The organism is Staphylococcus sp. FSL W8-0774 (assembly GCF_038006785.1).
Taxonomy (GTDB): Bacteria; Bacillota; Bacilli; order Staphylococcales; family Staphylococcaceae; genus Staphylococcus; species Staphylococcus pasteuri.
Genome location: NZ_JBBOVW010000001.1, coordinates 1,755,990 through 1,771,094 on the forward strand (window position 1 = coordinate 1,755,990; position 15,105 = coordinate 1,771,094).

16 protein-coding genes are annotated in these 15,105 nt (G+C 31.3%); 10 read left to right on the plus strand and 6 right to left on the minus strand.

Annotated elements, in window-relative coordinates; translation table 11 throughout:
* The 4 genes from purS to purE are packed head-to-tail and all read right to left on the minus strand — an operon-like array spanning window position 1 to window position 2,561.
* Window positions 1-261 carry a phosphoribosylformylglycinamidine synthase subunit PurS gene (gene purS / locus NSQ15_RS08515; RefSeq protein ID WP_017637037.1) on the minus strand — a complete coding sequence of 87 codons (261 nt, stop codon included), beginning with the start codon at window positions 259-261 and terminating at the stop codon, window positions 1-3.
* A complete protein-coding gene (purC, locus tag NSQ15_RS08520) occupies window positions 261-965 on the minus strand; it encodes a phosphoribosylaminoimidazolesuccinocarboxamide synthase (protein ID WP_017637036.1) in 705 nt (234 codons plus the stop codon). The genes purS and purC overlap by 1 nt, the downstream gene beginning before the upstream one ends.
* A complete protein-coding gene (gene purK / locus NSQ15_RS08525; protein WP_252457942.1) occupies window positions 965-2,092 on the minus strand; it encodes a 5-(carboxyamino)imidazole ribonucleotide synthase in 1,128 nt (375 codons plus the stop codon). Before purK ends, purC begins: the two co-directional genes overlap by 1 nt.
* Entirely contained in the window at window positions 2,079-2,561 is a 483-nt protein-coding gene (gene purE / locus NSQ15_RS08530) for a 5-(carboxyamino)imidazole ribonucleotide mutase (RefSeq protein WP_017637034.1), read from the minus strand. Before purE ends, purK begins: the two co-directional genes overlap by 14 nt.
* Before the next feature lie 199 nt (window positions 2,562-2,760).
* On the opposite strand from purE, the gene folD reads away from it, so the two are divergent.
* Window positions 2,761-3,618, plus strand: a complete 858-nt coding sequence (gene folD / locus NSQ15_RS08535) for a bifunctional methylenetetrahydrofolate dehydrogenase/methenyltetrahydrofolate cyclohydrolase FolD (RefSeq protein WP_340747095.1) — start codon at window positions 2,761-2,763, stop codon at window positions 3,616-3,618.
* Window positions 3,619-3,697: 79 nt separating this feature from the next.
* Here the strand turns inward: folD and NSQ15_RS08540 are convergent, their stop codons facing one another.
* The gene (locus NSQ15_RS08540) at window positions 3,698-4,843 is read right to left on the minus strand and encodes a globin domain-containing protein (protein ID WP_017637032.1); all 1,146 of its coding nucleotides are present in this window, start codon (window positions 4,841-4,843) and stop codon (window positions 3,698-3,700) included.
* A gap of 261 nt (window positions 4,844-5,104) precedes the next feature.
* On the opposite strand from NSQ15_RS08540, the gene NSQ15_RS08545 reads away from it, so the two are divergent.
* From NSQ15_RS08545 to rihC, 6 genes are all read left to right on the plus strand, one after another.
* Window positions 5,105-5,422, plus strand: coding sequence for a DUF5011 domain-containing protein (locus NSQ15_RS08545; RefSeq protein WP_029055545.1), 318 nt, complete (start codon window positions 5,105-5,107; stop codon window positions 5,420-5,422).
* A gap of 284 nt (window positions 5,423-5,706) precedes the next feature.
* Window positions 5,707-6,825 (plus strand): cytochrome aa3 quinol oxidase subunit II, encoded by a 1,119-nt coding sequence (qoxA, locus tag NSQ15_RS08550; protein ID WP_017637030.1) that lies wholly within the window; start codon window positions 5,707-5,709, stop codon window positions 6,823-6,825.
* Window positions 6,825-8,813 carry a cytochrome aa3 quinol oxidase subunit I gene (gene qoxB, locus NSQ15_RS08555; protein WP_340747096.1) on the plus strand — a complete coding sequence of 663 codons (1,989 nt, stop codon included), beginning with the start codon at window positions 6,825-6,827 and terminating at the stop codon, window positions 8,811-8,813. Before qoxA ends, qoxB begins: the two co-directional genes overlap by 1 nt.
* Window positions 8,803-9,408, plus strand: coding sequence for a cytochrome aa3 quinol oxidase subunit III (gene qoxC, locus NSQ15_RS08560; RefSeq protein WP_017637028.1), 606 nt, complete (start codon window positions 8,803-8,805; stop codon window positions 9,406-9,408). The genes qoxB and qoxC overlap by 11 nt, the downstream gene beginning before the upstream one ends.
* Window positions 9,405-9,695, plus strand: coding sequence for a cytochrome aa3 quinol oxidase subunit IV (qoxD, locus tag NSQ15_RS08565; RefSeq protein ID WP_017637027.1), 291 nt, complete (start codon window positions 9,405-9,407; stop codon window positions 9,693-9,695). Before qoxC ends, qoxD begins: the two co-directional genes overlap by 4 nt.
* Before the next feature lie 97 nt (window positions 9,696-9,792).
* Window positions 9,793-10,701, plus strand: a complete 909-nt coding sequence (gene rihC, locus NSQ15_RS08570) for a ribonucleoside hydrolase RihC (protein WP_070452204.1) — start codon at window positions 9,793-9,795, stop codon at window positions 10,699-10,701.
* Window positions 10,702-10,764: 63 nt separating this feature from the next.
* Here rihC and NSQ15_RS08575 read toward each other — a convergent pair whose 3' ends face one another.
* Window positions 10,765-11,964, minus strand: coding sequence for a serine hydrolase domain-containing protein (locus NSQ15_RS08575; protein ID WP_070452207.1), 1,200 nt, complete (start codon window positions 11,962-11,964; stop codon window positions 10,765-10,767).
* 782 nt (window positions 11,965-12,746) lie between these two features.
* On the opposite strand from NSQ15_RS08575, the gene NSQ15_RS08580 reads away from it, so the two are divergent.
* From NSQ15_RS08580 to NSQ15_RS08590, 3 genes are all read left to right on the plus strand, one after another.
* Complete coding sequence (locus NSQ15_RS08580) at window positions 12,747-14,000, plus strand: LCP family protein (protein WP_017638082.1); 1,254 nt, start codon at window positions 12,747-12,749, stop codon at window positions 13,998-14,000.
* 35 nt (window positions 14,001-14,035) lie between these two features.
* On the plus strand, window positions 14,036-14,506 hold the full coding sequence (locus NSQ15_RS08585) for a DUF2538 family protein (protein ID WP_017638081.1): 471 nt from the start codon (window positions 14,036-14,038) through the stop codon (window positions 14,504-14,506).
* A gap of 76 nt (window positions 14,507-14,582) precedes the next feature.
* The gene (locus NSQ15_RS08590; RefSeq protein WP_070452210.1) at window positions 14,583-15,008 is read left to right on the plus strand and encodes a GNAT family N-acetyltransferase; all 426 of its coding nucleotides are present in this window, start codon (window positions 14,583-14,585) and stop codon (window positions 15,006-15,008) included.
* Window positions 15,009-15,105: the final 97 nt, after the last annotated feature.

Sequence of the window (15,105 nt, forward strand, 5' to 3'; positions counted from 1 at the left end):
TTATGCATTCTCCTTTTCATCAATCACTTTATAGCTATATTCTTCAATAACTGTATTAGCAAATAATTTTTCACTTAATGTTGTAATAATGTTATCAACAGCCTCATCAGTTGCTTCATCGACAGTCATATATAATAACTTTCCTACTCGAATATCATTCACTTGGTTATAACCTAAATCATGAACAGCTCTGTTTAATGCTTGTCCTTGTGTATCTAATACCTGTGGTTGTAACGTTACGTGTAATTCAATAGTTTTCATTATTTTAAATCCTCCAATTTATTTAAAAATGATTGATATGTTTCAATTAGTGATCCAGTGTCATTTCGATATACATCTTTGTCAAAATTTGTATCAGAATATTTGTCCCATATTCTGCATGTATCTGGGGAAATTTCATCAGCTAATAAAATATTTCCAGTTTCTGTAATGCCAAATTCAATCTTGAAATCAACAAGTCTTAATTCCATTTCATTCATTAATTTAGATAATATTGTATTAATATCTAATGCCATTGATTTTAAAGTGTCGATTTGTTCGTTATTAGCAATATGCATTAATTTAATGTGATCCTCAGTGATAAGCGGATCATTTAAATCATCATTTTTATAGAAGAATTCGACTAATGGCTCATCAAAAACGTAACCTTTTTCAAAACCTAATCTTTTAGTAATTGAACCTGCTGCTATATTTCTAACTACGACTTCTAATGGAATAATTTTTACTGATTCTACAAGTTGCTCTGTTTCTGATAATTGTTTTATAAAATGACTTTTCAATCCATTTTCGTTTAAATAATTAAATATAATAGAAGTAATTTGATTGTTTAATTTCCCTTTGCCTAGCATCGCATCTTTTTTAGCACCATTACCGGCAGTGACCTCGTCTTTATATTCCACTCTTAATTCATTAGGTTTATCAGTAGAATAAATTCGTTTTGCTTTACCTTCATATAGTAATGACATTAACCTTCTCTCCCCTCAAAACGCTTTAACATATCTTTTTCAGTTTCATCGATATCATTAGTTAGTATTGTCATATGGCCCATTTTTCTATTTGGCTTACGTTCAGATTTACCGTATATATGTACATGCCATTCTGGATGTTCTCCAAATTCATGTTCTAATAAATCTAAATCTTTACCTAATAAATTCATCATTACTGCTGGTTTTAAAACTTCAATTTGCTGGGGTAATGATTGTCCAGTTACTGCTAATATATGTGTATCAAATTGTGAATAATCACATGCTTCAATAGAATAATGTCCTGAATTATGTGGTCTAGGTGCAATTTCATTAACATATAAGTGATTGTTTTCATCAATGAAAAATTCAACAGTAAAAGTGCCGACAAAGTGAACTACGTTAGTTATCTTCTCTACTTCTCTCTTTGCACTTTCAGTTTTATCAGATCTTGCTGGAACAATTGTTTTAAATAAAATTTGATTTCTATGTTCATTTTCTTGTAGTGGGAAATAAGTGATTTGTTGATGATTACCGATTGTAACAGTAAGTGAAACTTCTTTATCAATTTCCAGAAATTTCTCAGCTACACATTCTTGTTTCGATATGATAGTTTCTGCTTCTTCTAAATCTTCTTCTGTCTTGACCAATACTTGTCCTTTTCCATCATATCCACCAAAACGCGTTTTAACTATAAATGGATAACCTAATTCTGATACGGCATTTGATAAATCATCTTTATTTTTTATAGAGGTATAAGGAACAATTTGTGTGCCCGCTTGCTCCAAAGTTTGCTTTTCAGTTAATCTATCTTGAAGTAATTCAATCGCTTGATAACCTTGAGGAATATTATATTTATCTGTTAGCGATTTAAGTTGGTTAGCTGATATGTTCTCAAATTCATAAGTGATGACATCTGCACTATCTCCAAGTTGTTGTAACGCTTTTTCGTTATCATACTCAGCATGTATAAATTCATGGGCAACATATCTACATGGACAATCAATATTAGGATCTAAAACAATAACTTTATATCCCATTTTTTGTGCTGATTGTGCCATCATTTTACCTAGTTGGCCGCCTCCGATGATGCCAATAGTAGCGCCAAATGATAATTTATTGAAGTTCATTTTGCATTTCCTCCACTTTTTGTACGAGAGATTTTTCATAATTTTCCAAATTTTTACGAACTGAAGAATGACTAATACCGAGAATTCTCGCTGCTAATATACCTGCGTTTTTAGCGCCAGATTTACCAATTGCTGTTGTCGCTACTGGAATTCCACCAGGCATTTGAACAATTGATAGTAAAGAATCTAAGCCCTTTAAACTTTTCGATTCTATAGGTACGCCTATAACTGGCAATGTAGTCATTGAAGCAACCATACCTGGTAGGTGTGCTGCTCCACCTGCACCAGCAATAATTAAGTCGTAGCCGTCATTAACAGCATGACTTGCAAAATCTACCATTAAATGTGGCGTACGATGTGCTGAAACTACTTTCTTTTCATACGGAATTCCAAATTCTTCAAGCATATTGCAACTTTCTTTCATAATTTCCCAATCGGAAGAACTACCCATAATGACTGCAACTTTCACAATGTACACCCTTTCAAAACTTTGGATTTATTTGTCTTTAAGTTGTATATTACAGATATAGCATAACAATCATTATATGCTTTTTCAATCAAAAATCGAACTTTGATTGAAAATTTTAATTAAATTTACGTCTTTTAGCTATTAAATGACGTATTATTAATGTTAAAGTTAAGTTATTAAATTATTAGGAGGAGATATTGTGGTAGCAAAGCTATTAGATGGTAAACAAATCGCAAAAGATTATAGACAAGGATTAAAAGAACAAGTGGAAGAGCTTAAAACAAAAGCTTATACACCAAAATTGTCTGTAATAATAATTGGTAATGACGGTGCCAGCCTAAGCTATGTGAAATCAAAAAAGAAAGCCGCTGAAAAGATTGGTATGATTTCTGAAATTATTCATTTAGATGAAGATACATCTGAACAAGACGTGTTATCTGAATTAGAACGTTTGAATAATGATGATTCTGTCAGTGGCATTCTTGTTCAAGTCCCTCTTCCAGAGCAGGTAAGTGAACAAAAAGTATTAGAAGCTATTAATCCTGAAAAAGACGTAGACGGTTTCCACCCTAGTAATATTGGTAAGTTATATATTGATGAACAAACATTTGTACCATGTACACCACTTGGTATTATGGAAATTTTAAAACATGCAGATATTGATATTGAAGGCAAAAATGCAGTAGTAATCGGTAGAAGTCATATCGTTGGTCAACCTGTTTCTAAACTGTTATTACAACAAAATGCTACAGTGACTATTTTGCATTCTAGATCAAAAGATATGGCAAGTTTTGTTAAAGATGCAGATATTGTCGTAAGTGCAGTTGGTAAACCTGAATTAGTAACAAAAGATATGGTTAAAGAAGGTGCTGTCATCATCGATGTAGGTAATACACCTGATGAAAATGGAAAATTAAAAGGCGATGTCGATTTTGAAGAAGTTAAAGAAGTTGCTGGCGCTATTACTCCAGTTCCAGGAGGCGTTGGTCCATTAACAATCACTATGGTATTAAACAACACTTTATTAGCAGAAAAAATGCGCCGTGGTATTAAATAAGTTTTGACTTTTAACATATAAATAAAAGCCGAAGAAAATGTTTCTTCGGCTTTTTTAATGTTTTGTTTTTATTAATATTTTATACTTGGAAACTTAATTTAGGGATAAATGTTTCATAGTGAATTTTATTTGTGTCTATATCAAGTTCTTTTATAGATTTAATAATTGATTGAATGAATGATTTACCACCACATACATATATTTCTGTATTTTCATCGATCCATTCTTTTAAATCTTCGCTACCAATATATCCATTTTTAGTTTTATCATGTAGCATATATGTTGCATTGTCACTGCCATTAGCAATTGTTTTTAGTACAGAAGAGAATGGCGCATCATTAATATCATTTGTAACTTGTACAAAACGAGTAGTGCTATCATTATTAACTACTTCATTAAACATAGATACTAGTGGTGTTACACCAATTCCTGAACCTAAGAATAATTGTTTATTGTCTTTTTCAACTACGTGGAACGGACCAACTGGTGCAGATAAATTGATGTCGTCGCCTTCTTTAAATTCGTCATGTAATATAGTAGAAACTTCACCTTCATGTTCAGTAGTTACATCACGTTTAACTGCAAATGTTAAATAATTTTCGTCACCTTTAACTATTGAATAGTGTCTTTTTGCTCTATATGGCATTTTTTCACTACCTACATCAACAGTAATATATTGACCAGGTACAAATTGGCTTAAATCATAGTCTTTTGAAGATACTGTAAATGCTTTAATATCAGAAGAAACTTCTTCAATTGTTTCAACTTTAAATGGTTGGAATCCATCCCATAACATTTCTGCATAAATATCTTTTTCAACTGAAATAAACACATCTGCAATTTCTTGATATGCTTTTTTCCATGTTTTGATAATTTCATGATCATCATCTAGACCAACAACTTGTTTAATTGCTTCGATCAAATTTTCACCAACAATATCATATCCAGCTGGTGGTACTTGTAAGCCACAGTGTTTATAGGCAATTCCTTTAACTACAGGTAAAATAGCTCCAAGATTATCTATATTTACAGCTGCTGCTAATACAGATTGAGCTAATGCAGTAGATTGTAATCCTGTTTTTTGGTTTGTTTGGTTAAACATATTTCTTAATTCTGGATGTTGATTTAACATACGACCATAAAATTTCGAAGTAATTTCTGTACCTTTATCCTGCAATACAGGCACCGTTTCTTTGACGACTTCTTTTTCTCTTTCACTTAACATAATTTCCACTCCCACTAATCTAGAATTAAAATTAATTCAATTTGCATATTCATTCTAATCCTATGTTAATTGTATATGCAATATAATGTAGAAATGTTCACATATCGTTCAATTTACAAAAGCTTAATTAAATTTTTTCTTATTATATGTTTTAAATAATTAATCAATCAGGTATATTAAGACTATAGTATGATGTATTATTCTGAAAATTAAGGTATATTATAAATAAATCATAGTCGACTAATATTCGGAGGTTACTTTATGAACAAACTAATACAGTCATTATCAGCTATCGGAGTATCTGCTACTTTAGTCACACCGAATTTAAATGCCGAAGCTACAACTAATTCTGAACCTCAACTTAGAGGTGTTAATGATATGATTATTGAACAAGGCGAAGATTATAATTTATTAAAAGGAATTAGTGCTTATGACAAAGAAGATGGCGATTTAACTCATAAAATTAAAGTCGATGGCGATATTGATACTAATAAACCTGGTACATATAAAGTTAAATACAAAGTTACTGATTCAGATGGAGCACAAAATACAACAGTTAGAAATATCAAAGTTAAATAACAAGATACTTAAGTTGAGATTATTTCTCAACTTTTTTTATTTTTCTGAATTATTGCTTTTTTAGACTAAAAACGCTTTTATTTATTGTATTTTCACAAATTTGTCCTTTTTCACAAAATGTACACATAATTTTAACAAATCTTACAATCCCCGTCATATCTCAAACTTTTTAAAATTTTTGGCTTATATTAATAATTTTTTTCTTCTAGGTACTTGTAAATATTGTGTAATAACTTAAAATTAGTGGTAAGCCCTACATTTGTAGTATTAGGAGGTCAAAAAAAGTGTCAAAATTTAAGTCTTTGCTTCTAATGGTCGGAACCCTAATTTTACTTAGTGGTTGTTCGAACATTGAAGTTTTTAATGCAAAAGGGCCAGTAGCAAGTAGTCAGAAGTTCTTGATCATCTATTCAATTATCTTCATGCTTGTTATTGTTGTCGTTGTTCTTTCCATGTTTGCATTCTTCATCTTTAAGTACAGTTATAGTAAGAATGATGAATCTGGTAAGATGCACCACAATTCTTTAATTGAAACAATTTGGTTTGTGGTACCTATCATTATCGTTATTGCTTTAGCAATTCCAACTGTTAAAACATTATACGATTACGAAAAACCACCAGAGAAAGACAAGGACCCACTTGTGGTTTACGCAGTAAGCGCTGGTTACAAATGGTTCTTTGCCTACCCAGATCAACACATCGAAACTGTTAATACGTTAACAATTCCAAAAGATCGTCCAGTAGTATTCAAGTTACAATCTATGGATACTATGACAAGTTTCTGGATTCCACAATTAGGTGGTCAGAAATATGCCATGACTGGTATGACTATGAATTGGACATTAACAGCAGATCAAACAGGTACTTTCAGAGGTAGAAACTCTAACTTCAATGGTGAAGGTTTCTCACGTCAAACATTTGATGTAAACTCTGTAAGCCAAAGTGATTTCAACAAATGGGTGAAAAAAGCTCAAAGTAAGAAAACGTTAGATCAAGATACATTTGATAAACAAATCTTACCAAGCACACCTAACAAAGAATTAACGTTTAATGGTACGCATATGGCGTTCGTAGATCCTGCAGCTGATCCTGAGTATATCTTCTACGCATACAAACGTTACAATTACGTTCAAAAAGATCCTAACTTCGTTGATGAAAAAGATCTTTATAAAGACGTAAAAGATAAACCAGTCAAACCAGCTCGTAAGGTTACAATTTCAAATGCTAACTATAAACGTCACGGTATGACACCAATGATTCTTGGCAACAATGAAAAATACGACAATGAATTCAAGAAGAAAGAAAAACACAATTCTAAGGAAATGGAAAAAATTTCCAAAGAAGCTAAAGACGGTAATGCGTCTAAAAACAAAGAAAATGATGATCATGGAGGTGGACATTAATGAATTTTCCATGGGATCAATTACTAGTTAAGGGTAACTGGATGATTACGATGGCGCAAATCGGTGCACCATTCTTAGTTATCGGCCTTATCGCAGTAATTACTTATTTCAAATTATGGAAATATCTTTATAGAGAATGGTTCACATCCGTAGACCATAAAAAAATCGGTGTTATGTATTTAATCTGTGCCGTATTAATGTTCGTCCGTGGTGGTATTGATGCGTTAATGCTTCGTACTCAATTAACTGTTCCAGATAACACATTCTTAGAATCTAACCACTACAATGAAGTATTTAGTACACACGGCGTTATCATGATTATTTTCATGGCTATGCCTTTCATCTTTGGTTTATGGAATATTGTTGTTCCATTACAAATCGGTGCACGTGATGTTGCCTTCCCTGTAATGAACAACGTAAGTTTCTGGCTATTCTTTGCTGGTATGATTTTATTCAACCTATCATTTATCGTAGGTGGATCTCCAGCTGCTGGTTGGACAAACTATGCACCACTTGCTGGTGAATTTAGTCCTGGACCAGGTGTCAACTACTATCTAGTTGCTATCCAAATTTCCGGTTTAGGTACGTTAATGACCGGTATTAACTTCTTTGTAACGATTTTAAGATGTAAAACACCTACAATGAAGTTTATGCAAATGCCAATGTTTACTGTAACTACATTCATCACTACATTAATCGTTATCTTAGCCTTCCCTGTTCTTACAGTGGCTTTAGCGTTAATGACAGTCGATAGAATATTCGGAACAGCGTTCTTTACAGTAGCTGATGGCGGTATGCCTATGTTATGGGCTAACTTCTTCTGGGTATGGGGGCACCCTGAAGTATATATCGTTATCTTACCTGCATTTGGTATTTACTCTGAAATTATTCCAACATTTGCGCGTAAACGCTTGTTCGGACATCAAAGCATGGTCTGGGCAACTGCTGGTATCGCGTTCTTAAGTTTCTTAGTTTGGGTTCACCATTTCTTCACAATGGGTAATGGTGCTTTAATTAACTCATTCTTCTCAATTTCTACAATGTTAATCGGTGTACCAACCGGAGTTAAGCTATTCAACTGGCTATTAACATTGTATAAAGGTAGAATTACTTTCGAGTCACCTATGTTATTCTCATTAGCATTTATCCCTAACTTCCTATTAGGTGGGGTTACAGGTGTAATGCTTGCGATGGCATCAGCTGACTATCAATATCACAACACTTATTTCTTAGTAGCTCACTTCCACTATACATTGGTTACTGGTGTAGTATTTGCCTGCTTAGCTGGTTTAATATTCTGGTATCCAAAAATGATGGGCTACAAATTAAACGAAACGTTAAACAAATGGTGCTTCTGGTTCTTCATGATCGGATTTAACGTTTGTTTCTTACCACAATTCATTCTTGGATTAGATGGTATGCCACGTCGTTTATACACTTATATGCCTTCTGATGGTTGGTTCTTATTAAATGTTATCTCAACTATCGGTGCTTTATTAATGGCAATTGGTTTCTTATTCTTAGTGGTAAGCATTGTTTACAGTCACATTAAAGCACCACGTGAAGCTACAGGCGATAACTGGGATGGACTTGGTCGTACTTTAGAGTGGAGTACTGCATCAGCAATTCCACCTAAATACAACTTTGCTATCACTCCAGATTGGAATGACTATGACACATTCGTAGATATGAAGGAACATGGTCGTCATTATTTAGACAACCATAATTACAAAGATATTCACATGCCAAACGACACACCAGTTGGTTTCTGGATGGGAATATTCTTTACAATCGGTGGTTTCTTCTTAATCTTTGAAACAATCATTCCAGCCGCTATCTGTTTAGCAGGTATCTTCGGTACAATGATTTGGAGAAGTTTCCAAATTGACCATGGTTACCATATCCCTGCTTCTGAAGTAGCTGAAACTGAAGCACGTTTAAGAGAAGCACGTATTAAAGAAAGGGAGGCTGTAAGTCATGAGTCATGATACTAATACAATTGATTCACGTACGCATGAAGGCGAATTAAATAAACTTGGCTTTTGGATTTTCCTTACAGCCGAATTCGCGTTATTCGGTACCCTATTCGCAACGTTATTAACTTTGCAACATGGTGGCGATTACGCTGGCAAGATGACTACAGAGTTATTTGAATTACCTTTAGTTTTAATAATGACATTCGCGTTATTATTAAGTTCATATACATGTGGTATTGCAATCTACTACATGCGTAAAGAAAAACAAAACTTAATGATGTTTTGGATGATTCTTACTGTACTACTAGGGCTTGTATTCGTAGGATTTGAAATCTACGAATTCGCACATTATGTTTCTGAAGGTGTCAACCCTACTATCGGTTCCTTCTGGTCTAGTTTCTTTATTCTATTAGGAACACACGGTTGTCACGTTTCAGTTGGTATTGTTTGGATTATTTGCTTATTAATTCAAATTGGAACTCGTGGTTTGGATTCATATAATGCTCCAAAATTATTTATAGTAAGTTTATACTGGCACTTCTTAGATGTTGTTTGGATCTTCATCTTCACTGCCGTATATATGATAGGGATGGTGTATAGCGGATGAATACAATCGTAAAACATACAGTCGGATTTATTGCTTCTATCGTATTGACGCTTTTAGCAGTTTTCGTAACACTATACACATCAATGAGTTTCCATGCTAAAGTAACAATTATTTTTGGATTCGCATTTATCCAAGCTGCACTTCAATTATTAATGTTCATGCATTTAACTGAAGGTAAAGATGGACGTGTCCAAATGTTTAAAGTTATCTTTGCAATTATCATAACTCTAATTACTGTTATCGGTACTTATTGGGTTATGCAAGGTGGTCACTCACACCACTTATAAAAAGTATAAAGTTCATACTTTTAGACCTACTAGCATTGCTAGTAGGTCTTTTTTACGTCAAAATAGAACTAATGATAAATGAGAGGAGTTGGTATCAGTGGTCATACCTATTATTATAGATACTGATCCAGGTATTGATGATGCAGCTGCCATCAGCTTGGCATTGAGTCATCCTAATATAGAAGTTAAAATGATTTCTACTGTTAATGGAAATGTGAATGTTGATAAAACAACGAACAATGCACTTAAATTAGTTCATTTTTTCGATAGTAAAGTCCCAGTTTATAAAGGTACAGCTCGTCCTTTAATTTCCGATCCTGTTGATGCAGCCGAAGTACATGGCGAGTCAGGAATGGACGGCTATGTTTTTGAATCATTTGAAAATCATCATATTCCACAAACAAATTCAATAGAAGCAATCAAAGATGAAATTATGAAGAGTTCTTATCCAATAACTATTGTTGCTATTGGACCATTAACAAATATTGCATTACTTTTAGCTACTTATCCTGAAGTAAAATCGAATATCAAACAAATTGTTATTATGGGTGGTAGTAGCGGTAGAGGCAATGTCACACCTTTAGCAGAATTTAATATATATTGTGATCCAGAAGCAGCAAACATTGTTTTTAATGCACAAATACCAGTTGTGATGATTGGATTAGATTTAGCAAGAAAAGCTATGTTCTCACATGATTTTATAAAAGAAATTAAACAAGTTAATCAAACAGGAAATATGTTATATCATTTATTACAACATTACAGAACTGAAAATGTTCACGAAGGTATAAAGTTATATGATGTATTTACAATTTTATATTTAATTAATCCAGATATATTTAACGTTTATGATGCCAATGTACAGATTGAGCTTCATGGTTTATTAACTAAGGGTGCCACTGTTGTTGATTTTGAGTCGCTAGAACCAAATTGTAAGGTAGTACATTCCCCTATTTCAACACACTATCAAGATTTATTTTTAAACGCCCTTTCATATTGTAAATAAAAATAGAACGCACATATTTAGTGTCTCAACAGACAATATATGTGCGTTCAGTTGTTTAATTTATTATAATTTTACTTTAACACCAGGAACGTTATATTCCTTTTTTTGATGAAGCATATTATAGAAAATATGTTTCATTTTGTTTTCATTCGCTTTTTCATTTTCTGTAATTAAATTACTTGCTAAAACAACAGTATATTTATCATTATAGTAAACAGTAAATATTTGTCCGAAGAACACGCCATTAATCCTATTCATTGTAGGAGTAACGTAGAAACCATATCTATATTCAATTGGATATTCTTTAGTACCAAATTCATGTAAAAATGGATTAGCTGTATCTGCATTAAATATCTTATACTGTTGCAGTGCATTGACTAATTTGCCCATATCATATGGAGCCATATATAAATTACCAGCGCCATAATATTGGTTTAATATTTTAGGATGCATCAAAGAAAATTTATTATGAGTCAATTTGTATCCATTTGCCATATTTTTACGATATAATTTTTCATCAAAGAAAGCTGTATGTTGTAATTGATATGGATTACCTAATCTATTGTAATAATTGGCAACATAAGGCTTATTTGTAACCTGCTCGATAACTTTCGCAAGCACTAAATAATTCCCATCATTGTAATGATCTTTATGGTAATAATTTTCATCTATACCTCTTTGTTGAATTGTTTTGACTGCTTGATCTAAATTTTTAATATTTGTTGATGCTTTATATTTGTATAACCCACTTCGATGTAACATCAAATCTTTTAATGTGATTTCTTTACTTGTTTTAAACCAAGGTAAATATTTGGTTACTGGATCATTGATATTCACTTTATTTTCTAATTCAAGTTGTTTTAACATTAATCCAGTAGTGAATTTTTGTGATGAACCGATAAGATACATTGTATTAGCTGTATTCTTTTTACCAGATTCAAAGTTTTGAAAGCCATAACCTTTATTCAACTTAATCTTACCATTTTCAAATATAGCAGCAGTACCATTAAAATTTGTATCTTTTAAATAGTTATCAATTTCTTTATATATAGGTTTTTTCTTATTAACAACGGTTTTTAGCTTTTTAGGTGCTTTCTCATGTTTATCTTTTTTAATAATATATGTAGCATTATCATTTTTTTGGAAGTACCGACTATCCATGTGCAGATATTCGTTCCATTTTTTTCCAAAAATTACCATTAATATGATTAGTATAATTAACACAATGATGAAAAACACAATCTTAATCTTGTTTAGTTTCATTTCGAAATTTGCCTCACATAATAATATCAATATTTTTCTTAGAAATATAAACATTAGATATCAAGGTCTTACTTTTATATCCATAATACTCGCTGAAAAATATATCTATTTGTCTTTTATTTTGTCTTGAACGTATCTATCAATTTAATTTCTATTATCTTACTTTAAATTTAATCCTCCCTTTTTTTATTAATTACCTCTATAAAGATCTTAAAAAATTATAAAGCTATTGTGATTACTACGATGTTACTCAATAAATATGATATGCATAATTATAAATCATTTTATGCATAAAATCACTTTAATTATATAGTACACCTTTAACAGAAAGATTACATAGTACTTTAGTACCATAAATAATAATATCTTAAAAAATTTTATGAAACTGACAACACAGTATTTTAACGCCAGTCAATTTAATAAAAATGGAAATGAATTGTTTAGATAAGATCATAATAGCAAATAGTTTCAACATAAATTAGCATAAGTATAAATATGCATAATAATAATTGTTGAATTTGAATTGTTATATTGGTTATTAAAGTGTCACAATAAATGTAATCAAATACTCACATTTCTTACCATCAATTATTTATACTATAAGATATAAATAAAATTTTAGAATTCAATACTATTTATTGATATATGAGTTGTAATTTTTACTATAAAGTAATATAATTTAGGGCTATAGTGTGAAAAATTATAGACAACAATACGAAGAAACTACATAAATTTTAATCATATATTTAAAAATAAGTTAATAATGTTTAGGAGCAACAAATATGAATAAATTCTTTAAATACTTTTTAATTCTACTGACTTTCGCTCTTATTGCTATTCCTGTTGTTTTTGCTAGTAACCTATTCAAATCTTCAGAAAAAGCGTTTGAATCTTCTCAAGATAAAAGTAACGCAGATCGTCAATCAAATCTAAGAAGTTCAAAGGTCAACCCTGAAAAAGATCCAATTTCTATATTATTTTTAGGAATTGATGATAATGAAGGACGAGAAAAAAACGGACAAAGCTTGGAACATTCAAGATCTGACGCGATGATTTTATCTACTTTTAATCAAAAAAAACATCAAATTAGAATGTTGAGTATCCCCCGTGATACGATAAGTTACATTCCTAAAGTAGGTTATTATGACAAAATCACTCATGCCCATGCATACGGTGGCCCAATTGCTGCAATGGATTCCGTTGAAGCAACAATGAATGTGCCAGTTGATTACTATGCACGTGTTAATATGAAAGCATTCGTTGAAGCTGTCGATGAACTTGGTGGCATTTACTATGATGTTCCATATAATTTAAACGAACCAAATAGTGATGATACAGGTAGAATTAAAATTAAAAAAGGCTATCAAAAATTAAATGGTGATGAAGCATTAGCAGTTGCTAGAACGCGCCACCATGACTCAGACTTAAAACGTGGACAACGTCAAATGGACTTAATTAAAATATTATTCAAAAAAGCACAAACACTTGATTCATTTGATAAATTAGATGAAGTTATTAATATTGTAGGTAAAAATGCTAAGCATAATTTAACTAAATCTGAGATTAAATCATTATCTAGAATGTACCTATCTGACAGTGTTAAAATGAAAAAATCACAACTAGAAGGTGATGATGATATGTTAGATGGCGTTTATTATTACAATCCTAGCATTAGTAGTATCCAGAAATATTCAAACATCTTGCGTACTGATTTAGGATTATCTAAAATTACTGATAAAGATGATTTCTTAAATCAAAGAGTTATTGATCATTATGGCTCTCTAGTACCATTAACTGAACTAGATGATTCTCTTTTAAGAAAAGGTCAAAATGATACAACTGATGACAAAAAAGATAAAGATAATAATGATAGCAGTAATGACAGTAATAATGATGATCAACAAAACAGTGGAACTAACGATCAAACTCAAAACAATCAACAAATGGATAATCAAAACAACGGTATGAACACGCAACAAGATAATACCGTTAATAATCAAAATTACCAACAACAACAAGATACTACTGCTTATTAATTTTAATATATTATTTAATGAGAGGAGCTGCTTAAATGTCACGAAAAACGTATGAAAAAATTGCTAATATAAATGGTATGTTTAACGTTTTAGAACAACAAATTATTCATAGTAAAGACATGGCTTTATTTAGAAATGAATTCTTTTATGTAAACCATGAACATAGAGAAAACTACGAGGCTTTACTCATTTATTATAAAGAAAGTGCAAATAATCCTGTTGTAGATGGAGCGTGTTATATTGTAGCCCTACCAGAAATATTTAATAAAGTAGATATTTTCGAATCTGATTTACCATTTACTTGGGTATATGATGAAAATGGTATTACTGAAGAAATGAAAAGTATTAGCGTACCGTTACAATATTTAATTGCTGCTGCACTTGAAGTAACTGATGTAAATCTATTTAAACCATCTGGTTATACAATGGGAATGAATAATTGGAATATCGCTCAAATGAGAATTTTTTGGCAATACACTGCAATTATAAGAAAAGAAGCATTATAAAATATTAAATATCACTTAAGGAAGAAGTCATCAAATAACCGGGCTTCTTCCTTTTTTATAATAAAGGAGACTAAATATGTTCTATAAAGTTACGAATAAAGAAATGTTAGAAGCGTGTTTTGAAATTAGAAAAGAAGTGTTTGTTAAAGAGCAAAATGTGCCAGAAGATCATGAAATTGATGAATATGATGAGAATGCAATTCATGTCATTGGCTATGACAATGATAACCACCCTATTGCAACAGCACGAATACGCTTATTGAATGAAACTACTGGAAAAGTCGAACGCGTAGCAATTTTAAAAGATTATAGAGGTCGAGGCTTAGGATTAAAATTATTGAATTTTGTTGAACAAACAGCTAATGAAAATCAATTAACATTTTTAACAATGAATGCTCAACACTACGCAATCCCCTTTTATGAAAAATTAGGTTACAACGTTTTAGGCGAACCATTTGATGAAGAAAATATTAAGCATATCGTTATGGAAAAACATTTGTAACATATAGTATTCTCAAATTATTTTCTTTGTCATACTTTGTAATATTTCATTAACCACAAATTAATTTTTTATATGAAATTACTTGCGTACTATCAAT

What these genes read in the sequence shown, in the direction of transcription:
- purS (WP_017637037.1), bottom strand. Translation starts at nt 261, where the DNA reads ATGAAAACTATTGAATTACACGTAACGTTACAACCACAGGTATTAGAT.
- purC (WP_017637036.1), bottom strand. Translation starts at nt 965, where the DNA reads ATGTCATTACTATATGAAGGTAAAGCAAAACGAATTTATTCTACTGAT.
- qoxB (WP_340747096.1), top strand. Translation starts at nt 6,825, where the DNA reads ATGAATTTTCCATGGGATCAATTACTAGTTAAGGGTAACTGGATGATT.
- NSQ15_RS08540 (WP_017637032.1), bottom strand. Translation starts at nt 4,843, where the DNA reads ATGTTAAGTGAAAGAGAAAAAGAAGTCGTCAAAGAAACGGTGCCTGTA.
- NSQ15_RS08585 (WP_017638081.1), top strand. Translation starts at nt 14,036, where the DNA reads ATGTCACGAAAAACGTATGAAAAAATTGCTAATATAAATGGTATGTTT.
- NSQ15_RS08575 (WP_070452207.1), bottom strand. Translation starts at nt 11,964, where the DNA reads ATGAAACTAAACAAGATTAAGATTGTGTTTTTCATCATTGTGTTAATT.
- qoxD (WP_017637027.1), top strand. Translation starts at nt 9,405, where the DNA reads ATGAATACAATCGTAAAACATACAGTCGGATTTATTGCTTCTATCGTA.
- NSQ15_RS08590 (WP_070452210.1), top strand. Translation starts at nt 14,583, where the DNA reads ATGTTCTATAAAGTTACGAATAAAGAAATGTTAGAAGCGTGTTTTGAA.
- NSQ15_RS08545 (WP_029055545.1), top strand. Translation starts at nt 5,105, where the DNA reads ATGAACAAACTAATACAGTCATTATCAGCTATCGGAGTATCTGCTACT.
- qoxC (WP_017637028.1), top strand. Translation starts at nt 8,803, where the DNA reads ATGAGTCATGATACTAATACAATTGATTCACGTACGCATGAAGGCGAA.
- purK (WP_252457942.1), bottom strand. Translation starts at nt 2,092, where the DNA reads ATGAACTTCAATAAATTATCATTTGGCGCTACTATTGGCATCATCGGA.
- NSQ15_RS08580 (WP_017638082.1), top strand. Translation starts at nt 12,747, where the DNA reads ATGAATAAATTCTTTAAATACTTTTTAATTCTACTGACTTTCGCTCTT.